The 20,157-nt window shown below is 59.4% G+C and carries 19 protein-coding genes and 3 pseudogenes; 10 read left to right on the top strand and 12 right to left on the bottom strand.

Annotation, left to right across the window (positions count from 1 at the left end):
* The first annotated feature begins 67 nt into the window (after positions 1–67).
* From C4J88_RS09940 to C4J88_RS27695, 8 genes and pseudogenes are all read left to right on the top strand, one after another.
* Complete coding sequence (locus C4J88_RS09940; RefSeq protein WP_124403715.1) at positions 68–610, top strand: PilL N-terminal domain-containing protein; 543 nt, start codon at positions 68–70, stop codon at positions 608–610.
* Positions 607–1,278: a chemotaxis protein gene (locus tag C4J88_RS09935; protein ID WP_124406839.1), complete on the top strand. Its 672-nt coding sequence runs from the start codon at positions 607–609 to the stop codon at positions 1,276–1,278. Before C4J88_RS09940 ends, C4J88_RS09935 begins: the two co-directional genes overlap by 4 nt.
* Before the next feature lie 9 nt (positions 1,279–1,287).
* Positions 1,288–2,007 (top strand): TIGR03759 family integrating conjugative element protein, encoded by a 720-nt coding sequence (locus C4J88_RS09930; RefSeq protein ID WP_124362200.1) that lies wholly within the window; start codon positions 1,288–1,290, stop codon positions 2,005–2,007.
* Positions 1,989–2,537, top strand: a complete 549-nt coding sequence (locus C4J88_RS09925; RefSeq protein WP_124362199.1) for a lytic transglycosylase — start codon at positions 1,989–1,991, stop codon at positions 2,535–2,537. The genes C4J88_RS09930 and C4J88_RS09925 overlap by 19 nt, the downstream gene beginning before the upstream one ends.
* Positions 2,534–3,049: an integrating conjugative element protein gene (locus tag C4J88_RS09920; protein ID WP_124362198.1), complete on the top strand. Its 516-nt coding sequence runs from the start codon at positions 2,534–2,536 to the stop codon at positions 3,047–3,049. The genes C4J88_RS09925 and C4J88_RS09920 overlap by 4 nt, the downstream gene beginning before the upstream one ends.
* Positions 3,050–3,058: 9 nt before the next feature.
* The gene (gene traD, locus C4J88_RS09915; protein WP_124362197.1) at positions 3,059–5,164 is read left to right on the top strand and encodes a type IV conjugative transfer system coupling protein TraD; all 2,106 of its coding nucleotides are present in this window, start codon (positions 3,059–3,061) and stop codon (positions 5,162–5,164) included.
* A gap of 88 nt (positions 5,165–5,252) precedes the next feature.
* Positions 5,253–5,984: a TIGR03747 family integrating conjugative element membrane protein gene (locus C4J88_RS09910; RefSeq protein ID WP_124362196.1), complete on the top strand. Its 732-nt coding sequence runs from the start codon at positions 5,253–5,255 to the stop codon at positions 5,982–5,984.
* Between the two features lie 232 nt (positions 5,985–6,216).
* Positions 6,217–6,411: pseudogene (locus C4J88_RS27695) on the top strand (site-specific integrase); the annotation flags it as partial.
* Here the strand turns inward: C4J88_RS27695 and C4J88_RS09900 are convergent.
* Positions 6,395–6,594 (bottom strand): annotated as a pseudogene (locus C4J88_RS09900) (hypothetical protein). The pseudogenes C4J88_RS27695 and C4J88_RS09900 sit on opposite strands and share 17 nt — an antisense overlap.
* A gap of 40 nt (positions 6,595–6,634) precedes the next feature.
* Positions 6,635–6,925, bottom strand: coding sequence for a hypothetical protein (locus C4J88_RS09895; RefSeq protein WP_124362195.1), 291 nt, complete (start codon positions 6,923–6,925; stop codon positions 6,635–6,637).
* A 631-nt stretch (positions 6,926–7,556) separates the two neighbouring features.
* Here C4J88_RS09895 and C4J88_RS09890 point away from each other — a divergent pair.
* Positions 7,557–7,859 carry a DUF6555 family protein gene (locus C4J88_RS09890; protein ID WP_124362194.1) on the top strand — a complete coding sequence of 101 codons (303 nt, stop codon included), beginning with the start codon at positions 7,557–7,559 and terminating at the stop codon, positions 7,857–7,859.
* 365 nt (positions 7,860–8,224) lie between these two features.
* Here C4J88_RS09890 and C4J88_RS09885 read toward each other — a convergent pair.
* The 8 genes and pseudogenes from C4J88_RS09885 to C4J88_RS09850 all read right to left on the bottom strand — a co-directional run.
* A pseudogene (locus C4J88_RS09885) lies at positions 8,225–8,919 on the bottom strand (malate:quinone oxidoreductase); the annotation flags it as partial.
* A 27-nt stretch (positions 8,920–8,946) separates the two neighbouring features.
* Entirely contained in the window at positions 8,947–9,240 is a 294-nt protein-coding gene (locus C4J88_RS09880; protein ID WP_124362193.1) for a hypothetical protein, read from the bottom strand.
* A 35-nt stretch (positions 9,241–9,275) separates the two neighbouring features.
* The gene (locus C4J88_RS09875; protein WP_124362192.1) at positions 9,276–10,403 is read right to left on the bottom strand and encodes a hypothetical protein; all 1,128 of its coding nucleotides are present in this window, start codon (positions 10,401–10,403) and stop codon (positions 9,276–9,278) included.
* An 11-nt stretch (positions 10,404–10,414) separates the two neighbouring features.
* Positions 10,415–10,840 (bottom strand): HPF/RaiA family ribosome-associated protein, encoded by a 426-nt coding sequence (locus C4J88_RS09870; protein WP_124403711.1) that lies wholly within the window; start codon positions 10,838–10,840, stop codon positions 10,415–10,417.
* A gap of 148 nt (positions 10,841–10,988) precedes the next feature.
* Complete coding sequence (locus C4J88_RS09865; RefSeq protein WP_124362190.1) at positions 10,989–12,749, bottom strand: ABC transporter ATP-binding protein; 1,761 nt, start codon at positions 12,747–12,749, stop codon at positions 10,989–10,991.
* Positions 12,746–13,948, bottom strand: a complete 1,203-nt coding sequence (locus tag C4J88_RS09860; protein ID WP_124362189.1) for a beta-glucosidase — start codon at positions 13,946–13,948, stop codon at positions 12,746–12,748. The genes C4J88_RS09865 and C4J88_RS09860 overlap by 4 nt, the downstream gene beginning before the upstream one ends.
* Positions 13,945–15,138: a UDP-galactopyranose mutase gene (glf, locus tag C4J88_RS09855; RefSeq protein WP_124362188.1), complete on the bottom strand. Its 1,194-nt coding sequence runs from the start codon at positions 15,136–15,138 to the stop codon at positions 13,945–13,947. Before glf ends, C4J88_RS09860 begins: the two co-directional genes overlap by 4 nt.
* On the bottom strand, positions 15,126–16,295 hold the full coding sequence (locus C4J88_RS09850; protein WP_124362187.1) for a glycosyltransferase family 1 protein: 1,170 nt from the start codon (positions 16,293–16,295) through the stop codon (positions 15,126–15,128). Before C4J88_RS09850 ends, glf begins: the two co-directional genes overlap by 13 nt.
* Positions 16,296–16,605: 310 nt before the next feature.
* Here C4J88_RS09850 and galE point away from each other — a divergent pair, with 310 nt between their 5' ends.
* Positions 16,606–17,631: a UDP-glucose 4-epimerase GalE gene (gene galE / locus C4J88_RS09845; RefSeq protein ID WP_124362186.1), complete on the top strand. Its 1,026-nt coding sequence runs from the start codon at positions 16,606–16,608 to the stop codon at positions 17,629–17,631.
* A 359-nt stretch (positions 17,632–17,990) separates the two neighbouring features.
* On the opposite strand, the gene C4J88_RS09840 is transcribed toward galE, so the two are convergent.
* Together C4J88_RS09840 and C4J88_RS09835 are read right to left on the bottom strand one after the other, a co-directional pair.
* Positions 17,991–18,716 (bottom strand): ferritin-like domain-containing protein, encoded by a 726-nt coding sequence (locus C4J88_RS09840; protein WP_124362185.1) that lies wholly within the window; start codon positions 18,714–18,716, stop codon positions 17,991–17,993.
* Entirely contained in the window at positions 18,713–19,888 is a 1,176-nt protein-coding gene (locus C4J88_RS09835; RefSeq protein WP_124403710.1) for a hypothetical protein, read from the bottom strand. Before C4J88_RS09835 ends, C4J88_RS09840 begins: the two co-directional genes overlap by 4 nt.
* Positions 19,889–20,157: the final 269 nt, after the last annotated feature.

The raw sequence follows: 20,157 nt of genomic DNA, 5'->3' as shown, positions 1-20,157 counted from the left end.
TTTCTCACTGAATCGCTCCTTCACCTCATGTCAGGTTCTGCACTGAATCTGACATGAGGTTTTTTTCATGGAGCGTTTTTTTACGCCTGTCTGCCTGCTGGGTTTTTTGAGTGCCTGCAGCGCGCAAATCCCCACCCCATTGCCGACTAATCCAAAGATCGACAGTGGTTCCAATCGGACCCAGTTATCAAGGAGCCCAGCCGAAGCAAGCCATCCGGCGGAAATCCGTTATGGTCGCTATACGCTGGTGAGCACCGAGCCCACCACGGAGCAACGTGATCTTCTCGCTCAAATCATTGATGTGAACATACCGTCCAACTTTAATCCCTCGGTACAGGAGGCGATGCACTACGCGCTGCAGCGCTCGGGTTATTCGCTCTGCCCTGCCACCGAACCAGTAAAGACACTTTTCACTCGACCTCTGCCTGCAGCCCATTACCGGCTCGGCCCGGTTCCGTTACGCAGCGCACTACAGGTATTGGCTGGCTCCGCCTGGCAACTCATGACCAATGAGGTCAGCCGTTCGGTCTGCTTCGAACAGCAGAAAGCTGATGTCGGCATCGTGCCGGCTAAACCAGACTCGTCCCATCAGACGGAGGCACGGCCATGAAAGCCTCGACGTTTCAAACCATCATTGTTGGCTTACTTTGCCTGGCGGTCTCCGGACTGAGTGGTGGTTTGTATGACCAGCATCAACGCGTGACCGAGCTGGGAAATGCGAACGCCCAACACCTACAGATCCTGCAAACCTTGCAACGTGATTCGAGCGATCTCAAAGACGCGCAGGAGAAGCTGCAGCATGCACTGAAGGACCTGAAGCAGATGGTGGATTCCGGTGAACAACAGGCCAACACACTCGGCCCTATGTTGGATCAATGGGCACAAGAGATACAGGAGCTACGCGACGGTCTGGCAGACCGAGCCACCACAGCCGACATGAACGCGCTACGCGCACGACTTGAGCACGTCGAGCAGCAACTCCTGGACCTCAAGCCACAGCCAACACTTCCTCCACCGACATCTTCCCCGGCCAAACCGAAGAAAACCTCTCGCCCCAAGTCTGTACCGCTCCCGCCGCCATTCTCAGTGTTGAGTGTCGAGTCCCGTGGTGGCGAGCGCTTTCTGGCGGTCGCGCCTCCTGATAGTCGCTCGCTCAACGATACCCGGTTGCTGCACACCGGCGAGCAGCTTGGCACATGGCGACTGAAAGTGCTGGAGCCGAAGGCGGCCATCTTCGCAGTGGCTGCTCAGCCAGACCAGACAGTGCAACTCCCTTGAGAAGCGATCATGAACAGAGCCTCACTACTCCCCATCGTCTGTCTCGCTTCGCTACTGGCCATAGGCGCTGCGATGGGCAACCCCGTCACGACACCGTCAAGGAACCAGGACACGCAGGTCGCGCCCTTGGGGCGCTCTGACTCTGAACAGGCAGCGAGTTGGGGCCTGACCGAGCAGGAATGGACACGCTTCGAACAGATCCAAGCCGGTCCACGCGGTTTCTGGAGCCCGAACCTCGATCCGTTAACCGCCCTCGGGGTTGAGTCCAAGACCGACCAAGAGCGCCAGCGATATGCCGAATTACAGGTAGCACTGGAAGCCAAGCGCGCCGAGCGTGAATTGGCCTACCAAAACGCTTACACAGCGGCCTGGGCCAAGCTGTTTCCGGGGCTGTTGCCGGTTCAGGGTATGGCATCCCCGCCCTCGTCTAGCTCACCGGTAGAGCCGCGCCGAGCTCTGTTTGTCGAAGATCACTGCTCTGCGTGCACCGCCGAAGCACAGCGTCTGCAAAGCAGTGATACGGCGTTCGATATCTACCTGGTGGGCAGCCAAGGCGAGGATGAACGCGTCCGCAGCTGGGCTCGGCAAGCGGACATTGATCCGGCCAAGGTTCAACGCCGGCAGATCACCCTGAACCATGACCGTGGTCGCTGGTTCAGCCTGGGCGCCCCAAGACCATTACCCGTCACATTTCAACAGGTGAATGGACAATGGCAAAGTCTCGATTGATTGCTATTGCGCTCCAACTGGCAGTGCACGCGGTTCGGGCTGACGAACTTCCGCCTCCGGCTTATCAACTGGCGGCGCATGATGCCGACATCCCGTCTACGGTGTTGTTCGCGATTGCCTTACAGGAGAGCGGTATTCGCGTCCGTGGTCGACTGCTGCCGTGGCCGTGGACCCTAAATATAGCCGGAACACCCTACCGTTTCGCCACTCGCCAGGCCGCATGTCACGCCTTGCTCCAGGCGCTCAAACAATATGACGCTAAACGGGTCGACGCCGGACTTGGGCAAACCAACCTGGGTTATCACGGACAACGTTTTTCCAGTCCCTGCGAAGCTCTCGAACCCTACCGCAATCTGGCTGTGACTGCCGCCCTGCTGCAAGAGCATCACGCGGTCACCGGTGATTGGGTTTCAGCCGCTGGGCGTTATCACCGCCCTAGGGGAGGTTTACCCGCAGCGCGTTACCGCGATGGATTCTCCCGGCAACTCGCACGGCTACAAGCTTCCGCTGAACAAGGCACACCACCATGAAACGAATTCCTATTACCTATTACTTCTCCCTGCTCTTGGCTGCTTTCGCCCAGTCGAAACAATCCGTTGCAGAGGACCAGTTTGGCGGCTTCAACCGTCCCCATTTTCAAGTTGCCAGGCCGCCCATGAACAACAATCTCCAGCCTGGTCGCGCCATGCATGCGGACTTATCCACGTTTGCCGATGAAACCTGGATATTACCCGTTCGCAGCGCTCACTTGAGCCCCGGCCAAATCACGTCTCGCGCCCTAAACATGCCAGGCTTACGGCCATTTTTCCTGGTGGGTGAGGATACCCACTCACTGGCTTGGTTGCGTCAACGCGCGCCTGAACTGCAGGAAATGGGCGCAGCCGGTCTAGCGGTTGAAGTAACCGATACCGAAGCTTTGTCCCGGATTCGAGCCGCCGCGCCGGGCATCACCATCCTGCCGGTCAACGGTAACGACATCGCCACCCGCTTGCAGATCGAGCACTACCCCGTCTTGATCACCGCCACCTCACTGGAACAGTGAGTCCAGGTCATGGCCGAGCATGCGATGGAGTCCAAGCTCCGACCGGCGGTGGAGTTGTACACCGTAGCGATCTGCATCGCCGCCGCGGTGTTGTGCGTGTACTCGCCCTGGGCTGTGGCCCTGTCACCCGAGATCGGGCTGGTTGCGGCGCTGGCCTATACACTATTCGGCCTGATACGCCTGCGACAAGCATGGGAGGTACTGCGCTATCGGCGCAATATTCGCAGACTGCCCCGATACGAACTGACTAGTGGGGAAATCCCGGTCAGCCGCAAGCGTCTGTTTATGGGCAGAGGATTTCGCTGGACGCGCCTGCACACCCAGCGCTTGGTCGAGGCTCAGGATCCAGCGGTCGCCCATTATGTCGACCAACCAGCCCGTTATCGCCTAGCCCGTGGACTCGAACGGTCCCTTGAGCAGGCACCGTTTCCGCTCTCGACATTGGCCCGTGTCACTGCCTGGGACAGTGCCTTCAATCCATTGCGCCCTTTACCTCCGGTAGGAGGCTCACCGCTGCTGCATGGGGTCGAGCCCGATGAAACGGAAGTCAGTCTACCTCTGGGCGAACGGGTCGGTCACACCCTGGTGCTGGGCACGACCCGCGTCGGCAAGACGCGACTCGCCGAGGTATACATCACTCAAGACATTCACCGCGTTGAACATGAGGTAGTGATTGTCTTCGACCCGAAGGGCGATGCCGACTTGCTCAAGCGCATGTACGTCGAAGCCAAACACGCCGGTCGGGAGAAAGAGTTTTATGTCTTCCATCTTGGCTGGCCAGAAATCTCCGCGCGCTACAACGCGGTGGGACGTTTCGGGCGCATCTCGGAAGTGGCGTCGCGCATCGCCGGGCAGCTCAGCGGTGAAGGCAACTCGGCGGCCTTCCGTGAGTTCGCCTGGCGTTTCGTCAACATCATAGCTCGCGCTCTGATCGAGCTGGGCCGGCGCCCGGACTACCTGCAGATCCAGCGACATGTGGTTAACATCGACGCCCTGTTCATCGAGTACGCCCAGCAGTTTTTCGCCAAGACCGACCCGAAGGCGTGGGAAGTGATCGTCCAGCTCGAAGGCAAGCTCACAGAGAAGAACATTCCCCGGCATATGATAGGACGCGAAAAGCGGGTGGTGGCCATCGAGCAATACCTGGCGGTGAAGCGTGTATTTGATCCGGTAATGGACGGACTGCGTTCGGCGGTGCGCTACGACCGCACTTACTTCGACAAAATCGTGGCCTCGCTACTGCCGCTGCTGGAGAAACTCACCACCGGCAAGACCGCTCAGTTACTGGCTCCCAACTACACCGACCTGGATGACCCGCGGCCGATCTTCGACTGGATGCAGATCATCCGAAAACGCGGCATCGTCTACGTTGGCCTGGATGCGCTGACTGATGCCGAAGTGGCCGCCGCCGTGGGCAATTCAATGTTCGCCGACTTGGTCTCGGTCGCGGGACATATCTACAAACATGGCATTGACCATGGGCTGCCTCAATCTGGCAACGCTGGTGACAAACTGCCAATCAACCTGCATGCCGATGAGTTCAACGAGTTGATGGGCGATGAGTTCATTCCGCTGATCAACAAGGGGGGCGGTGCCGGTATCCAGGTAACCGCCTACACCCAAACCCTCAGCGACATCGAAGCACGTATCGGCAACCGCGCCAAGGCCGGCCAGGTGGTCGGCAATTTCAACACCCTACAGATGCTACGGGTACGCGAAACCGCGACCGCGGAACTGCTCACCCAGCAGTTGCCCAAGGTTAATGTGCTGACCAAGACCCTGGTCTCGGGTGCGACCGACACCTCCGATCCGGGGGCCAACACGGACTTCACCTCGTCCTCACAGGACCGTGTCAGCAGCACCAGTGTGCCGCTGATCGAGCCAGCACACATCGTTAGTTTGCCCAAAGGGCAGATGTTCTCCTTCCAGGCCGGTGGCCAGCTCTGGAAAGTTCGTATGCCGTTACCGAAACCTTCTAACGACGACGCCATGCCCAAGGACCTGCAGGAGCTCACTCAGATGATGCGGGCGACTTACAACCAGCAGGCGGGTCAATGGTGGAGGGCTAGCGGTGGTGGCCCGACTACAAACTTCGATTTGGATCAGGTGGGCTAGCCCGGTCTCACCACAGGAGTCGATGCAGCAGCAAGCTATTCAGAAAGTTTCGTGACGATACCAAATGCAAAGCACAATGGAGTGAACGATGGCGACTTCCGTCCGGAACACGCCGCCACAACAGACCCAGCGCTCAGGATTGCTCATCTCGGCGATCGGCTTAGTACTGCGCACTATCAGTTTGTTAATTGCCTCATTGCTGTTCTCGATCTTGATCGAGTGGGCTGGCCTGCTTTTCTTTTGGGGGGATCAAGGCTGGAGGCACAGCCAAGGCATGCTGACTAATGAACTGGGGTGGCTTAGCGCGCACTTCAAATCTTCACTCATTCTTCAACAACCCGGGCAGATGATTGTCCAGATACTGGATATCCTCACCCAGTGGCTTTTGGTCAAAACTGGATTTGCGGACTTCGCTCATCAGGCCCGGGTGTCGAGCCAGGGACACGGGTTCTGGCACTGGACCAATCAGCTCTACGTGAGTATTGAGGATTTCGTGCTGGCCGCGGTGTACGTTACCTTCACCTTCGTAGTGCGCCTGACCATTCTGGTCTTAGCCACGCCGCTGTTCTTACTGAGCATGCTCACTGGTTTTGTTGATGGATTAATGCGCCGTGATCTGCGCAAATTTGGCGCTGGGCAAGAAAGCAGTTTTGTCTATCACCGTGCTAAGCGAGCAGTGTTACCACTGCTAATCGTGCCCTGGATTATCTACCTATTCCTACCGTTTTCGCTCAATCCCATGGCGATTTACTTGCCTTGCGCGGTGATGGTCGGAATAGCAACTGCTATCACCGCGGCAACGTTCAAAAAACACCTTTGATAGAACGTACTGCTTGAATGTAATGCACGAGGTTGCTATAGCCAGAGAGAAAGGAACCGGGCTTCGGTGCGTGGGATTGTGGCGGTAAGGATGCTTGATGGCTCCGTTTTGTCAGGCCTGTAGGTTTAGGCATTCCAAGCCATCCTCGGCGTGTGAGAAAGTCCTGCAGCGGGCTGTAATAGACCACTTTTCGGCAGTAATCGGCCAAAAGGATACTACACAAGGGCTTATCCAATGCCGGTACACATACGCCAGTCAATGCCGACCACGGCCAATTCCTATATCGACTGGATTGCCGAACAGATGGGACACACCAATAGCACATGATCCGCCAGCACTATGCACATGGATCAACGAGGACGGCCCGGACGTGGTGGGTATGCTGCAACTGGCCTTGAAGCTTTCGCCCGTCACAGCTCAACATTAAAGCTACGCAACTCAATCCCATCGGCAAAGCGCCCTACAGCCGTCAGGCTGGTCCAAATGCGCAACGCCTCACGGCGCGAGCGTACCGCCAACCAGCTACTGCCAGAGCCGCCTAGGCGGATAGCCAGCGTCCACTTTTCCTCTTGTCGGCTGACCAGCGTATCGCGCACCGCGCCGCCTCCATCAGGGCGCGCAGTGCTTCTTCCTGAATCCGTTGTTCATGATTAAGCGTGCCTCCTGACTCGATCGGTAAAGTCGCTGACCTGGGTGGGTATCAGGCAATTCAACTTACCGAAGGTCGCCAGGTGCTGGATCATTGCTTCTTGACTGCCGGGTTCACGGGCGACCATGCGCCGGCAGGTCTTGTCCAGGATCAACACGGCCAGCTCCGGGTTTTCGACCCTCGCGGCATCGAAGGCCTGTGCGATAGCGATGGCCAGTTCGCCCAGGTCCGGGTCCTGCCGCTGAAGCGCCTTTAGCGCATTCATCTGCCGCGCAGTGATGGGTAGCGACACGTCGCTCTTCCTTAGTAAGCACGCTTCGACCAAGCGCAGCGGTAATGGTAGACCAGCCTGCCGGGGCCTGGTTTACGCAGGCAAACAAAAAGGCCCGCGCACCTGGTCAAAGTGTGGGGGCCTTTTGAACATAAGCGGCGATATCAGAATACTTCGCGTTGTTAGCCGCGGGATACCGTTGCGTCCGATACGTTGAGTAATCCCGCAGGGGGCATGCGCCGACGTTCGAAAGCTTCCCAGTGTTCGCGCCTGCGCTGTTCTCCGCAGCGCATGCACACGTATACATCCGGGCTCAACCCTAGGTAGTAGCCCTTTCTGATATAGGGATGGGGGCATTGGCTTGATGGATACCCGCCATTAACTTCATACGATTCAGTCATCATATAAAAACCTAAAAAAAGCCCGCACTTAGTGCGGGCAAAACAGGAGTAATACCTTGAGACTGATTGAGCGAACAGGCTCAGTATTGAGAGCCAAAGGATGCAGAGTCAGTTTAGTTTTTATTTGTCGCTGTCGACGAACGGCGAATAACAAGCGAGACGGAATTGTACAACCCGAACTATTTTGTACAACACAAAAATTCTGAACCTTCTTTCTGATGAAGTAACAAAAAAGTTCAGGGAGAAGCGATATGAAAAATTCTTTATATATCATCGAATACGAAATCCATGACGTACCTAAATCTTTCATCGTAAGAGCGGAGGTCATGAACAATGCGGAAGCTTGGCACTGGGCAGCGTGCGATGTAGGGATAGGGATCATCCCTAGGTTTCGGAACGAAAAAATAAAACGGATCAGCAAGCCAATGGGTGAGCGGTACGGCCTTACAAACGTGAGGTGGCGTCCGTCGGGTGATATCCCGTTTATCGCCCAAGCATATGTACCGCCCCCACCAGATTTGAGCGAGAAAGCGACCCAACTACACGATGACTGATGGCGCTTAGCTATAACGCGTTCTAATTTTTTCGGTTGTCCACCATGATGTACATCCTTTTAACGCTTTGGCTAAGTGCGGTGTTCATGACCCGCACGGAGTACTTGCGTCGGCACTTTGGGCAGCGCTGTTCAGATGCGGATGGAACCATGTAGGTGACCTCGCTCTCGCCAAGTTCGAGCGGTGCATCACATTTGATGCACTTGTGATCGTCGTAGTTAGCAAACATATCGGGTCGTCCATGAATAGTCGAACATATACCATCGACCATAAACGCCATGTATTCAATGAAAACGCTGATGAAGATTCAAACAAGCGCTTACTTGCCACCCTAATGCCAGCATTCGGAGATTAGTTAGCTAGCTGTCGCGCACTTCCGTCGACAGCCTGAGGGCGGAGTTCTGGCGGGTTTGCAGGTGGCTGACGAATTGCCGGGTGATCTCGCCGAAGTTGACGTCAGTGCCGATGGGCGTCCAGGTCGCGGCGATTTTTGCGAGGGATCGCGGCCCTCCATCATCAACGGCACCCATTGTTTGATCTGAGTCGGGTCTTCGGAATACTGCATCGGCCGGAACAGCGGGCTGGCCTGCAACGCCTCGTAGCGTTTTTTCAGGAAGCGGATGTTGTCGTCGCCCCACACGAAACTCATGTGCGGCATGGAGTTGATGAACGAGCGCGGGTTGTGCAGCACGCCGGTTTTGACTTGCCAGGCCAGGAACTGCCGGGTGATCTGGAACGCTTCGTTAATTTCCACGGCCTTGGTGATGTCGATCTTGCCGTCTTTTTCCGGGGTGTAGTTCAGCTCGGCGAGCGCCGAGTGGCCGGTGCCGGCATTGTTCCAGCCGTTGGAGCTCTCCTCGGCGACCTTGTCCAGGCGCTCGACCATCTCCATTGACCAACCCGGCTCCAATTCACTGAGCCACACCGCCAGGGTCGAACTCATGATCCCGCCCCCCACCAGCATCACATCGACGCGCTTGGTTTCGGCGGCATACGCGTGCGGGATGCCCAGCGACAGGGCCAGGGCAGTCAGTGCCCCTTTGAGTGTCGGGTTGTTCATGGTTGCCTCCAAGACACGACGGTCGGTTTATTTCGGGGAGGACGTCGACTGCGCCGCATCGATGCACAGGTCGATGGCCACGGTGTCGAGTCGATCACGTTCCTGGGCTGCAAGGCTTTGCAGCGTTTTTGCGTAGACCGCGTCTGCGGCGTCCTTGAGCCGCTGCCACTCCTCCAGGCTGATGATCTCGCGCAGCACCAGCTCGTCGGCGCGGTTGATGAGGGTCCGATAAAAGTCGTCAAGCTGATCCAGGCGGTAGCTATCGTCTTCAAGCAAAAGGTGCCAGGCCCGAATCTCCATCGCTTTTTCGCTTTTTTCCATGCTCGCGCTCCTGCTGAGTAAAAAGCCCGTGCGCCTCAGTAACGCAATACAGCCGCCGCGCGGGTGTCGGTGGGCATCGAGCGCTCGGCAGGCACCACCACCACTTCGCCGCCCTGGCGGATAACGGCCAGGATCAGCTCGTCCAGCGCAGCGTCTTCCTCGGCGACCTGGGCGCCTGGCTCGCTGCCGTCAGCCTCCACCAGCAACAACGCCACCCGGCCTTCCAGCGTCGCATGCTCAATGTCCACCAGCCGCGAGGCATAAAGCCGCTGCCCTACGGCCACGCCAAATCGATCAAACGCGGTGTTCAGCGAATCCTCGTAGCGCTTGCTCATCACGGCGGTGCAGGCCTGCGCCAACTCGGTTGATGAGAGCGTGGCGGGGTCTTTACGCACGCCGTCCGCCAGCAGGAAGGGGTTGTGACTGAGCGCCCTGAACACGGCCTGGTTCTCGGGCAGCGCCACCAGCACCAACGGCAGTTTGCAGACGCGCGAACAGTGCTCGGTGATCGCTTTGTCGACGGCACGGAAGAACCGCTCGCGGTCCAGGTTCACTTCGTCCTGCTTACCGCCACCGCCCGACTCATGCATCATCGGATCGCCGCGCTCACCCGCGCCGCTGAACCCGTCGGGGTGGCCTTGCTGGTCACGGGAGGTCAGTTGATCGCCCAAGGCATCGGCCTGGGAAGTGGGCACCGCCTCCGGCAATTCGACTTGCTGCAGTGTCTGCGCGGCACCCTCGTAAACCCGCACGCTGTCCCGCGTCAGGCACAGCGCCTGGTAGCGTTCGGTCATTGGCGCCTGGCGCAGCAGCGGCCTGAGATAGGGGTGGCGGTTGACGATGGCGGTTTCTTGGACCATCCGATGCAACCCCACCACCAGAAAATACTCGGCGCCGCCAAAGATCGCGATCGAAGGCGGGCAGCTATTCCAGAATTCGGTGTCGGCCACCAGGTCATGAAACGGTGCAAGCAGCGTCTCGGCCTGCGCCTGATCAGCCAGCAGGCCTTCGAGGTCTTTGATGAGGTTCTTCAAACGAATCGGGTTTTGCGTGCGCTCGGGAAACGTCTGCTGGGCGGGCATGTAGACACTCAGGTTGGTGCGATCCGCCAGGGCCAGAAGCGTGTCCAGAGTGTCGCGGGTAAAGGTTTGAACGTGGACCATGGGGAGCCTCCTCAGTGTTTGTCCAGATCAGCCTGCCTGGCCAGGAAATCGTCTTCGAGCAGCGCGTCGATTTGCGCCGGCGATTCTTCCTGGACCGGAGGCGCCGTCAGATGCCCGGTGGATTCGACTTTGGGCGACAAGCGTCCCATCAGATGTTCCAGCGCGTGGTGGATTTTGCGCGCGGCGCCAGCGACGGCCAGCTCCAGGCTTTCCGCCTGATGCGTAACGGACAACGAGCTGTGGCCCTTGGGGCGCACTTCGATCTGGCAACGTTTGTCTTGCGGACCGGACTTCTGCGCATTCACGTCGCCCACGTGGATTTCCACGCGCGTCAGCATCGAGCTGTAGCGCTCGACCTCGTCAACCACTGTACTGCCTACCCACGCCTGAAGATCGGCACTGCCTTCAATATGATTACTGTCTACCTGTACCAGCATGGTCAATTCCTCTTCTGTCCTGAAAAGTAGGCTCGCCCAAGGGCGTCAACGGCCATGTAAGGTTCGAACCGAGGCTATTCTCACGCGTTCGTTCGGCAAACGGCGCAGGCCGATCAACGGCGTACTCCGCTCCGAGCACGCTCAGGCATCAGTGGTCCTGGACCATCGTCTGCATCTGCCAGAGCGTGCGGAAACGTCCCTGGCGGCGACGCAGTTCATCGGGTGCACCGTCCTGAACCACCTTCCCCTCTTCCAGCACCAGCACCCGGTCGAAGCTGGCGATGGTCGAGAGTCGGTGAGCCACCGCAAGTACCGTCCTGCCGCGCATCAGGTCCATCAGCGCGCACTGGATGATGGCCTCGGAATCGGAATCCAGTGCGGAGGTCGCCTCGTCGAGGATCAAGATTGGCGCGTTCTTCAGGAACGCCCGCGCCAGCCCCAGGCGCTGGCGTTGCCCGCCGGAAAGCGTCACGCCACGTTCCCCCACAAGCGTGTGATAACCATCAGGCAGCGCCTGCACGAACTCATCGCAGTAGGCTCGCCGGGCGGCATCAATAATCTGTTGCTCAGTCGCGCGCGGCTGGCCGTAGCCGATGTTTTCCAGGATGCTGCGATTGAACAGCGCCGGCTCCTGGGGTACCACGGCGATTTGCCGGCGCAGGCTGTCCTGGCTGACCGAGCGGATGTCCCGGTCGTCGATCAGGATCGCGCCGTTGTGCACATCGTCCAGACGCTGGAGCAAGCTGAGCAGCGTGGATTTTCCCGAACCCGAGGTACCGGCAATCCCGACGCTCTGGCCCGCAGGAATGTCCAGGAATAAATGGTTGAACACCTGGCGCCCGCCGGGGTATGCATAGCTGACGTCCAGCAATTTGATGCTGCCCCGGGTCGGCGCGAGTTCTTCCGGCGCATCGCTGAGTTCGTGCGGCTGCGCGATGATGCCGAGCGTTTCGGTGATGACGCCCATCTGCTGGCTGGCTTCCACCAGCGCCAGCGCCAATTCGCGCGAGCCGTGGAGGATACGAAACGTCAACGCGCTGACCATGACCACATCGCCCGCCGTAACCTGGCCCTGGCGCCACAGCAGGATCGCCCAGCCCAGCATTGACCCGGCCATGATGGACAGGCAGATATCGTGGAGCACGCGTGCCTTTTCCAGGTAGATCCAACTGCGCCGATGCGCGCCCGCCTCGACGCCTATCTCCCGCTCCAGCCTGACGCGCTCGCGCTCGCGCCCGGAGAACGCCTTGATCGTCCAGACATTGGACACCAGGTCGACAATCTCGCCCCCGACCTGCGCCGACTGCGAGGCGAAGGCGATATGCCGGTTCCTGCCACGCACGCCGACCACAGTGATCAACGCGGCCACCAGCACCACACACGCGATCAGGGCCAATGCCATTGAGCCGCGCACGGCGAACAACACCACTACGGCACCGATAAAATCCACGCACGGCGGTACGATGCGCCAGGCCAGGCCGCCGTATACCGTGTTGGCGGCGGCACCGGCCGCCGACACTCGATTAGCCAGCGAGCCGGCGAAATGCCGGTTGAAATAGCGCATCGGATGACCGGTCAGGTGATGAAAAAGGTCAACGCGCAGGTCGGCGCAACTGCCCACCACGGTATGGCAGCCGACCCAACCGCCCAACCGCCACAGCACGTTTTCCAACACGATCAACCCAATGAACAGACTGAACGCATGCCACACCTGGTCGGCCTGCGACTCTCCGGCCATGGCGTCCACCAGCAACTTCATGCCGTACTGCACCGCCACCGCGCAGCAGGCCGCGCCGATCACCAGTGACAACATCGCGCTGAAATGCAGCGGGCGCACCCTCACGTAGCGCCATAAAAACGCGCTGGCTGTCGTCGGCAAAGGCTCGTCGCGCAAGCGCTGGAAGATCATGTGCGCAGCCTCTGCGCCCGCCTTGCATCAAGCTCGCGCAAGCGTGCCTCGATACGCTCGGGCAGGGCTTTGAGCTGCAGGTGCAACGGGTGGAAAGGCGCGCGTTCGCCCTCTCCGTCGGCGTAGCCAAACACGCCGGTGGGGCAATAACGGCCATCATCCCAGCCGGGGTAATCGAGAAACGGGTACCAACAAATGCCTTGCACCGGCACCCCCCGTTCCAGCGACATCAGCACCTGGTCCACGACATAGCTCAACCAGGGCAAACGCTCCTGGTCCTCCGCCCCGGTTTCGGAGATCAGCAGCGGCCGCTGATAGCGTTGGTGCAACTCTTTGAGCATACCGGCGAGTGGGCGGTAATCCGACTCACCCAGCGCAATGCGCCCGCCGTGGAAATACCACTGATTATGCGGATAGAAATTCGCGCCGATGATATCCAGGTAATCCTCCTGCCCGCCCAGGCCCGGCCACTGGCGCCCGATCAGCATGTCCCAGGCCTCGAATTGGGCCACCCGGTAGCGTTCGGCGTTTTCAATGTCCTCGCTGCGCTGCGACTCGGAGACCACGTTGATCAGCGGGTCGCACTGCACGAAACGCGCAGCCGGCGCGCGCTCGCGAATCGCCTCGATCGCGGCGATGCTGGCGCGCACCAACTGGTGCTTGAGCTCCTGGCCGCGCCCGTGGGCATTGGGGTTGAAATAACCGACGTCGCCCCCCGCCCAGCTCCAGAACGATATCTCGTTGACCGGCGAATAGATCGGAACGCTGATACCTTCATCCGCCATCAGCCCTGCCACCGCGCCGGCAAAACGTGCGAACCGGTCGACAAACGACGGGCGCCAGACGTCCAGGTCATCCGGATACCCGTAATGGCAAAGGTCCCAGATCACTTGCACCTGGTGATCGCGCGCAGCCCTGAGCATCGGCAGGAAACTGCTCCAGTCGTAGCGACCGGAGCTGCGCTCGATCAGGTGCCAACGCAGGCCGTCACGGGCGCAACGCACATTCAGGCCCGCCAGTTGCGCGTAGTCCTTGTGTGCCCAGCGCGCGTGCCCGGTGGCGGCCAGCAAGTCCAGGCGCCGACCATCCTGGCGGCGCTGGCTGGAGCACTCATAGCCCGCCATCACGAAGCTGTTGAAGAGCGCGTGATGACCGCGCTCGCGGGGCTCCCTCTGGCTCTGCTCCGGCGGCGCGCTCATAACACATCGAGCCCGGCTGCAACGGTGGCTTCGCTGCTCGCGGCTTCAATGTCGCGGTACAACGCAAGCGCCTGGCCCACCACTTGGTCCATGTTGTAGTACTTGTAAGTACCCAGGCGCCCGAGAAACGTCACATTCGGCGTCTGCTCCGCGAGGGCCTTGTACCGCTTGTACAGCTCGACGTTTTCGGCGCGTGGAACCGGGTAATAAGGGTCGCCCTCATCGCAGGGAAACTCGCGAGTAATGCTGGTGCAGGGGTGGACCTGACCGGTCAGGTGCTTGTACTCGGTGATGCGCGTGTAGGGCACCTCCGGGTCCGGGAAGTTGACCACCGCCACCGGCTGATAGCGCTCCTGCTCGAGCGTCTGGTGCTCGAACCGCAACGAACGGTAGGGCAAGCGTCCCAACTGGAAATCAAAGTACTCGTCGATCGGGCCGCAATAGATCACGTGGTTGAACTTCACCTCATCGCGCACGTCCTTGAAGTCGGTATCCAGCAGCACGTCGATCCGGGGGTGATCGAGCATCTGCTCGAACATGCGCGTGTAGCCATCGCGGGGCATCATCTGGAAGGTGTCGGTGAAATAGCGGTCGTCTTCATTGGTGCGCGTGGGGATCCGCGAGGTCACCGACTTGTCCAGCGCGGAAGGGTCCAGGCCCCATTGCTTGCGGGTGTAGCCACGGAAGAATTTCTCGTAGAGCGTGCGCCCGATCTGATTGACCACCACGTCCTCCGACGTGCGAATCGTGGCCACCGGCTCCGCGCGCTCGGCCAAGAACACTTCGGCTTGCTCGGACGTCATCGACAAACCGTACAGTTTGTTAAGCGTGGTGAGATTGATGGGGATCGGCACCAGTTGCCCATCGACCTGCGCCAGCACACGGTGCTCATAGGGCCGCCACTCGGTAAAGCGCGACAGGTAGTCGACGATCCGCTGCGCGTTGGTGTGAAAGATGTGCGGACCGTAACGATGCACCAGTACCCCCGCCGCATCCGGGTGATCGTATGCGTTGCCGGCGATATGCGCGCGTCGGTCGATCAACAGCACGTTGCGCCCCAGCCCCTGGGCCAGCCGTTCGGCGATGACGCTGCCGGCAAACCCGGCACCGACGACCAGGTAGTCATAGACCCCGCGCCCGGGTTGGCAGGACGGTCCGGACTTGGCGGTTTCAAGGTTTATCTGAGGCATTCGATCTGCTCCTTCATAAAGCGGCACGTGTTGTCCCAAGACATCCCCTCAAGCGCCGCATCGGCACGTTTTAGGAAATCGGGCGTGCCTTTCAGGCGCAGAGCGCCTTCGATGGCGCTGACAAACGCGTCGGCAGTGTCGGCGATAAATACGGCACCGCTTTGGCCGTAGCCATTGACTACATCGCGTATCGGCGTCGAGACCACGGGGCAGCCGCCGGCTAGGTACTCGGGGGTCTTGGTTGGGCTGATGAAACGGGTGGACGCATTGAGCGCGAACGGCATCAGGGCCGCGTCCCAGCCGTTCAGGTAAGCTGGCAGCTCGGCGTATTGCCGCCCGCCCAGATAATGAATATTGGGGCGTCGCGGCAGGGTCTGCGGATCGATCTTGACCACTGGCCCAACCAATACGATCTGCCAGTCGGGACGCAACGCCGCCACATGGTCAACCAGCTCGATGTCGAAGCGCTCATCGATCACACCGAAAAAGCCTAGGCGTGGCCGCGCGACCGGCGCCTGGTCGGCAGGGTCCGCCAACGCGTTTCGTGCCTGCGCAAAATGGCCAATGTCGACGCTGCTAGGCACAGGGTGCGCATTGCCGTGCTGGTGCTGCTTGACCTCCCAGATGCTGAAACCGCCAGTGAACACCACGTCGGCCTTGTCCATGAGCAGCCGCTCCATGTGCACCAGTTGGGCCGGCGCGCCCTTGAACGCAGACAGCTCATCCATGCAGTCGAACACCGTGACCCGCGCCTGGAGGTGGTCGGTAAACGCCAGGCTCATGGGCGTGAAATACCAGAGCAGAAGATCACCTTGCACGGCCTTGGCAAGACGCTCATCCAGCAACCGTCGCTGCGCCTCGATCATCGCCTGCTCACCCAGGCCCTCAGGCAGGTGCGGGACGACCACCCGGATGCCCGCCGCCGGGCTCGACGTTTCCAGGCGAGGAGGCTCGCCACCGCCTACCACCGGTTCTTCGAAGAAGATCACGTCGTAGTCTTTCGCCAGGCGCGACATCACATGCTGCGGACGCTGGTAGACGAACTCCCAGCGCAAATGGGATAGGCACACCAGCGTAGGACGGGCCTGGCTGGCGGATTCAACAGGACTTAGCCCACTTACTTGGGCAAACGGCACGGGCTGTTCCGAAAGGTTCATATCAACGTCCTTATCAAGCGAAAAGATGACGGCTCATGCATCGAGCCCTTTGGCCATACCGTGTCGATACGGCAAGTGCACAACAGTCTTTATCCAGGCTATTCGGCTCTTGAAAGTTGGAAGCACGGTCGTCGCAGGTCGTTCAGTGCAAGAATCAGCGCAGCCGATGAACTGCATATACCGATCAGTCAAACGGCTTGAACTCCTCCTAGAAAGCGACCCCTACCTTGAACAGTCAGCTGCACAAACAGCGCTGACCGAACTGAGGAAACAGGCATCGGGTAGATGCCAGGCGAACGAGGGCGAGCGCATGATTTTGATTACGGGCGGTGCGGGATACATCGGTGCGCACGTCGCATTGGAATTGATGGTCCGAGGCGAAGAAGTGTTGATACTGGATAATTTGTGCAATAGCCGTCGCTCGACGATCGACCGGGTAAGCGCCTTGGCGGGCAAGCGGCCGGAGTTCATTTATGGCGACGTGCGTAATCGACGGTTGCTCGACAGGCTGCTGCGTGACTACCCCATCGACGCCGTAGTGCATTGCGCGGGGTTGAAAGCCGTCGGCGAGAGCGTGCGCGAGCCATTGCGCTACTACGACACCAATGTCGGCGGCAGCGTGGTGCTTTGCCAGGCCATGGCAAAGGCCGGCGTATTCCGGTTGGTGTTCAGCTCATCCGCAACGGTGTATGGGGATTGCACCCGCATGCCAATCAACGAAGCGTGCGCCACCGGGCAACCGACCAACCCGTACGGGATGTCGAAGCTGATGTGTGAAAACGTTATGAAAAGCGTGGCTAGCTCTGACCCGCGCTGGTCGATAGGCCTGCTGCGCTACTTTAACCCAATCGGTGCCCATGCCTCCGGCCTGCTGGGCGAAGCGCCGACCAGCACACCGAACAATCTATTGCCCTATCTGCTTCAGGTTGCCAGTGGCGAGCGGCAAGCGTTGTCAGTGTACGGCAAGGACTACCCGACCCCGGACGGCACCGGCGTTCGCGATTACATCCATGTCGTCGATCTAGCGTTGGGGCATATCAGCGCGCTAGAAGCGTTGCGCGAACGCTGTGGCGTCAGTATTTGGAACCTGGGAACGGGGCGCGGGTATTCGGTGCTGGATGTGATCAACGCCTTTGAAAAGGTGAGCGGCGTCAGGATCCCGCTGAATTTCGAAGCGCGTCGCCCAGGCGACATAGCCTGCTGCTGGGCCGACCCCCAAAAGTCCATCGACGAGCTGGGCTGGCAAGCGCGCTTTTCACTGGAGCAAATGCTCTACGACGCGTGGCGCTGGCAAATCAACCAGCGTGAGCATAAGGCGATTTGGCAGACAAAGTGAAGCGCACACATTGGCAGGGAACATTGATTCAGACACACCGGAGTCAGCGCTGGAATGGAGGAGATGTCTCAAGAAGTCATCTTTTGGCTCGAAGCGCGTGGGACTGGGTTCCGCAATTTCCCTGCAAATGTAGCGCCGTTCGTGAACTGGGAGTCAAATGCGGCCCTCCTGCTCCAAATAAGATATAAACCCTGAAGACGGGCAGCAACCAAGGGCAGCGTTGCGCACCCATGCTGTTTGAGCACATCCAGAAAGGCGAGCTCGACCCGTCGTTTCTACTGACCTATCCGATGAACCCTGAGGCAGTGCGCGTAGTTTCACGCCCATGTCCGGCGCGAAACTACGCATCGCGCAAACCGTCAGCTCACTTGGGCAAGCAGGTCGTCGCGAATGAATTGGCTAACCGTCGCTAAGTGTGTTTCCTCCTGCTGCAACGCATGCTCGAAGCGCTTCGCAATCAGCGGATGGCCACCTGCGCGGGCGAGCTCAATCAACAAATCCCACGCCGCGTTGTCCTCCAATTCAATGGTCAGGATCGCACTCATCGACTGCGACACAGTCGTGCGTGGGTCAGTCAGTACCTGCAGAACACCCATGGCCTTGACCCCGGCCACGTCCGCGCACGGCGTCATGGCGGTGGGGTCGGCGCCCAGGGTTTCGATGGCTTCGCGCACCAGGTCCATGTGCTCTAGTTCTTCGGCCTGGATCTGGCGCAGGGTGCCCACCAATGCGGGGTTGGCGCCCGGTGCGGACATGGCCTTGGCCACCATCGCTTCATATAAACGTACGCCAGTGCGCTCGAAAGCCAGGCGCTCGCCGAGCTTGTCGAGCAGCACTTCAGGCGCCTTGCCTATAGTTTTGTCCAGCGCAGTCTTGACCACACCCTTAGCGCTACCTGGAGACGGCACCGAACCGATCAGGTCGGCTTCGCGAATAGCACTCTCGCGCGCGGCGGTGTAGGCGCCCATGTCGCCCGGGACATCGGCGGGAAACATGCGCGTAGCTTCCAATTGGCGTGCAGTGCCTTCAGGCGACATCTGCGCGCCGGTGCGGTTGGTGCCGATGATCACTTGACGTTCGCTCATTGCTGTTCTCCCGCTGGGTTGAGTTCGGTGCCCGGTTTGAAGGCGTAGCCAGCTGACACCACGTTGGCTGGAACGCCCTCACTGTTAAGGCGTGCGCGTTGATCCAGAGACGCCTGCCCTTCCCTTTCCTTTGGTAAGTAATTGATACCATGGGCGCGCAGGTCGACCTCGCGAGACAAGGTCTCGCGCACGAAATCGCGCTGGCTCTTGAACTCGATCATGCGCGGCAGCGGGCCGGCCAATACCTCGGCGGGATCGCGGCGTTCATATTGCTTGAATAACTCGCAGGCCAGGTTCAGGTGTCCCAATTCATAGTCGACGAAGCGTTCCCAGAGCGCCTTGATGCGCGGATTTTCTTCCTGCTCGGCGCAACTGGCGTAGGTGTAGACCTCCATCGCCTCATGCACCAGCCACTTTTCCATGAAGGTTTCGCTGGGGTCCTGCAACGAACCGTACTGGGTCACGTGTTGCTCCTCGACCGAGGCGATTTCGGCGTACAGCGCGCGAGCCACCGGGTCGGCGAACAGCGGACCGATGTTCATGTAATAGTCGTGTGTCTGGTATTCGGCCCCGGTGATCAGTGCGGCGTGAATCTTGGTGATCAGTGCGGCACTGTCTTTCTGATAGTTGTCTCGCAGGTCATCGCCGGGGGCGCGGTGATGTTCGCTGGTAGGCCTGCCGGGTACGAGGTCGGTGTAGCCCTGCAGAATATTGTTGGCGTCCTTTCCCTCTAGCCGGTCGAGCATAGCGGCGTAGCGGTAGAGGTGGTCGAAGTCTTCCAGCAAGCCAAAGCGATAGGTTTGGGCCTGGTAGGGGTCGGGCTCATTCTGGGCGACGGCGGCGGTCACCTCGATCGCTACCTGCTCGTAGGCAACGGTGGTTTCCAAGGGAGAATGATCCGCGGACAGCAGCCAGTTGACCGCCGTCATCTGGTGCTGCTCGACACGGCGGATCTGTGCCAGCGGCAGCTGCAACTCTTTGTGAAACCGCGAGCCGAAGTGCTTGAGTCGTAAGGCGTCGGATTCAACGCCGTTCATCAAAATCACCCGTACCCGGGTGAATGCATCATCGTCCAGCTTACTGATCGGCTTGCCGGCCAGATCGCGCCAGGTAAAGCTCTGCTTGTCCAAGGGCGTGCCCTTGTTGTCCAGCAGATTATCGATTTTGGACATTGGTCGATCTCCTTCATCAGTCATCACCAAGTGAATGTTTCAACGAGCCGGCACCTGAATTCTCCGCTCTAATTGATGACAAAGAGATCTGAGGAGGGCATCGAAATTTTTTGATCATCCTCAGACGAACGGTTAGCTACGACGGCTAGTCGCACATGCAACCAGACTCCGCAACTGTAGTCGCCAAGCGGTTGCACCCGTAAAGGGCAATTCCCAGCAGCATCAGCGCACCGCCGCATACCCAAGTATTCCCTTTACTGGGAAGAAAG

This window comes from Pseudomonas sp. R4-39-08, assembly GCF_003852275.1.
GTDB lineage: Bacteria > Pseudomonadota > Gammaproteobacteria > Pseudomonadales > Pseudomonadaceae > Aquipseudomonas.
Note: the sequence above shows the minus strand (reverse complement) of the source record. Positions and strands in the feature narration are given on the sequence as shown.

Coding starts and splice junctions, on each gene's coding strand:
- C4J88_RS09940 (WP_124403715.1), top strand. CDS start 68: ATGGAGCGTTTTTTTACGCCTGTCTGCCTGCTGGGTTTTTTGAGTGCC.
- C4J88_RS09935 (WP_124406839.1), top strand. CDS start 607: ATGAAAGCCTCGACGTTTCAAACCATCATTGTTGGCTTACTTTGCCTG.
- C4J88_RS09930 (WP_124362200.1), top strand. CDS start 1,288: ATGAACAGAGCCTCACTACTCCCCATCGTCTGTCTCGCTTCGCTACTG.
- C4J88_RS09925 (WP_124362199.1), top strand. CDS start 1,989: ATGGCAAAGTCTCGATTGATTGCTATTGCGCTCCAACTGGCAGTGCAC.
- C4J88_RS09920 (WP_124362198.1), top strand. CDS start 2,534: ATGAAACGAATTCCTATTACCTATTACTTCTCCCTGCTCTTGGCTGCT.
- traD (WP_124362197.1), top strand. CDS start 3,059: ATGGCCGAGCATGCGATGGAGTCCAAGCTCCGACCGGCGGTGGAGTTG.
- C4J88_RS09910 (WP_124362196.1), top strand. CDS start 5,253: ATGGCGACTTCCGTCCGGAACACGCCGCCACAACAGACCCAGCGCTCA.
- C4J88_RS09890 (WP_124362194.1), top strand. CDS start 7,557: ATGAAAAATTCTTTATATATCATCGAATACGAAATCCATGACGTACCT.
- C4J88_RS09880 (WP_124362193.1), bottom strand. CDS start 9,240: ATGGAAAAAAGCGAAAAAGCGATGGAGATTCGGGCCTGGCACCTTTTG.
- C4J88_RS09875 (WP_124362192.1), bottom strand. CDS start 10,403: ATGGTCCACGTTCAAACCTTTACCCGCGACACTCTGGACACGCTTCTG.
- C4J88_RS09870 (WP_124403711.1), bottom strand. CDS start 10,840: ATGCTGGTACAGGTAGACAGTAATCATATTGAAGGCAGTGCCGATCTT.
- C4J88_RS09865 (WP_124362190.1), bottom strand. CDS start 12,749: ATGATCTTCCAGCGCTTGCGCGACGAGCCTTTGCCGACGACAGCCAGC.
- C4J88_RS09860 (WP_124362189.1), bottom strand. CDS start 13,948: ATGAGCGCGCCGCCGGAGCAGAGCCAGAGGGAGCCCCGCGAGCGCGGT.
- glf (WP_124362188.1), bottom strand. CDS start 15,138: ATGCCTCAGATAAACCTTGAAACCGCCAAGTCCGGACCGTCCTGCCAA.
- C4J88_RS09850 (WP_124362187.1), bottom strand. CDS start 16,295: ATGAACCTTTCGGAACAGCCCGTGCCGTTTGCCCAAGTAAGTGGGCTA.
- galE (WP_124362186.1), top strand. CDS start 16,606: ATGATTTTGATTACGGGCGGTGCGGGATACATCGGTGCGCACGTCGCA.
- C4J88_RS09840 (WP_124362185.1), bottom strand. CDS start 18,716: ATGAGCGAACGTCAAGTGATCATCGGCACCAACCGCACCGGCGCGCAG.
- C4J88_RS09835 (WP_124403710.1), bottom strand. CDS start 19,888: ATGTCCAAAATCGATAATCTGCTGGACAACAAGGGCACGCCCTTGGAC.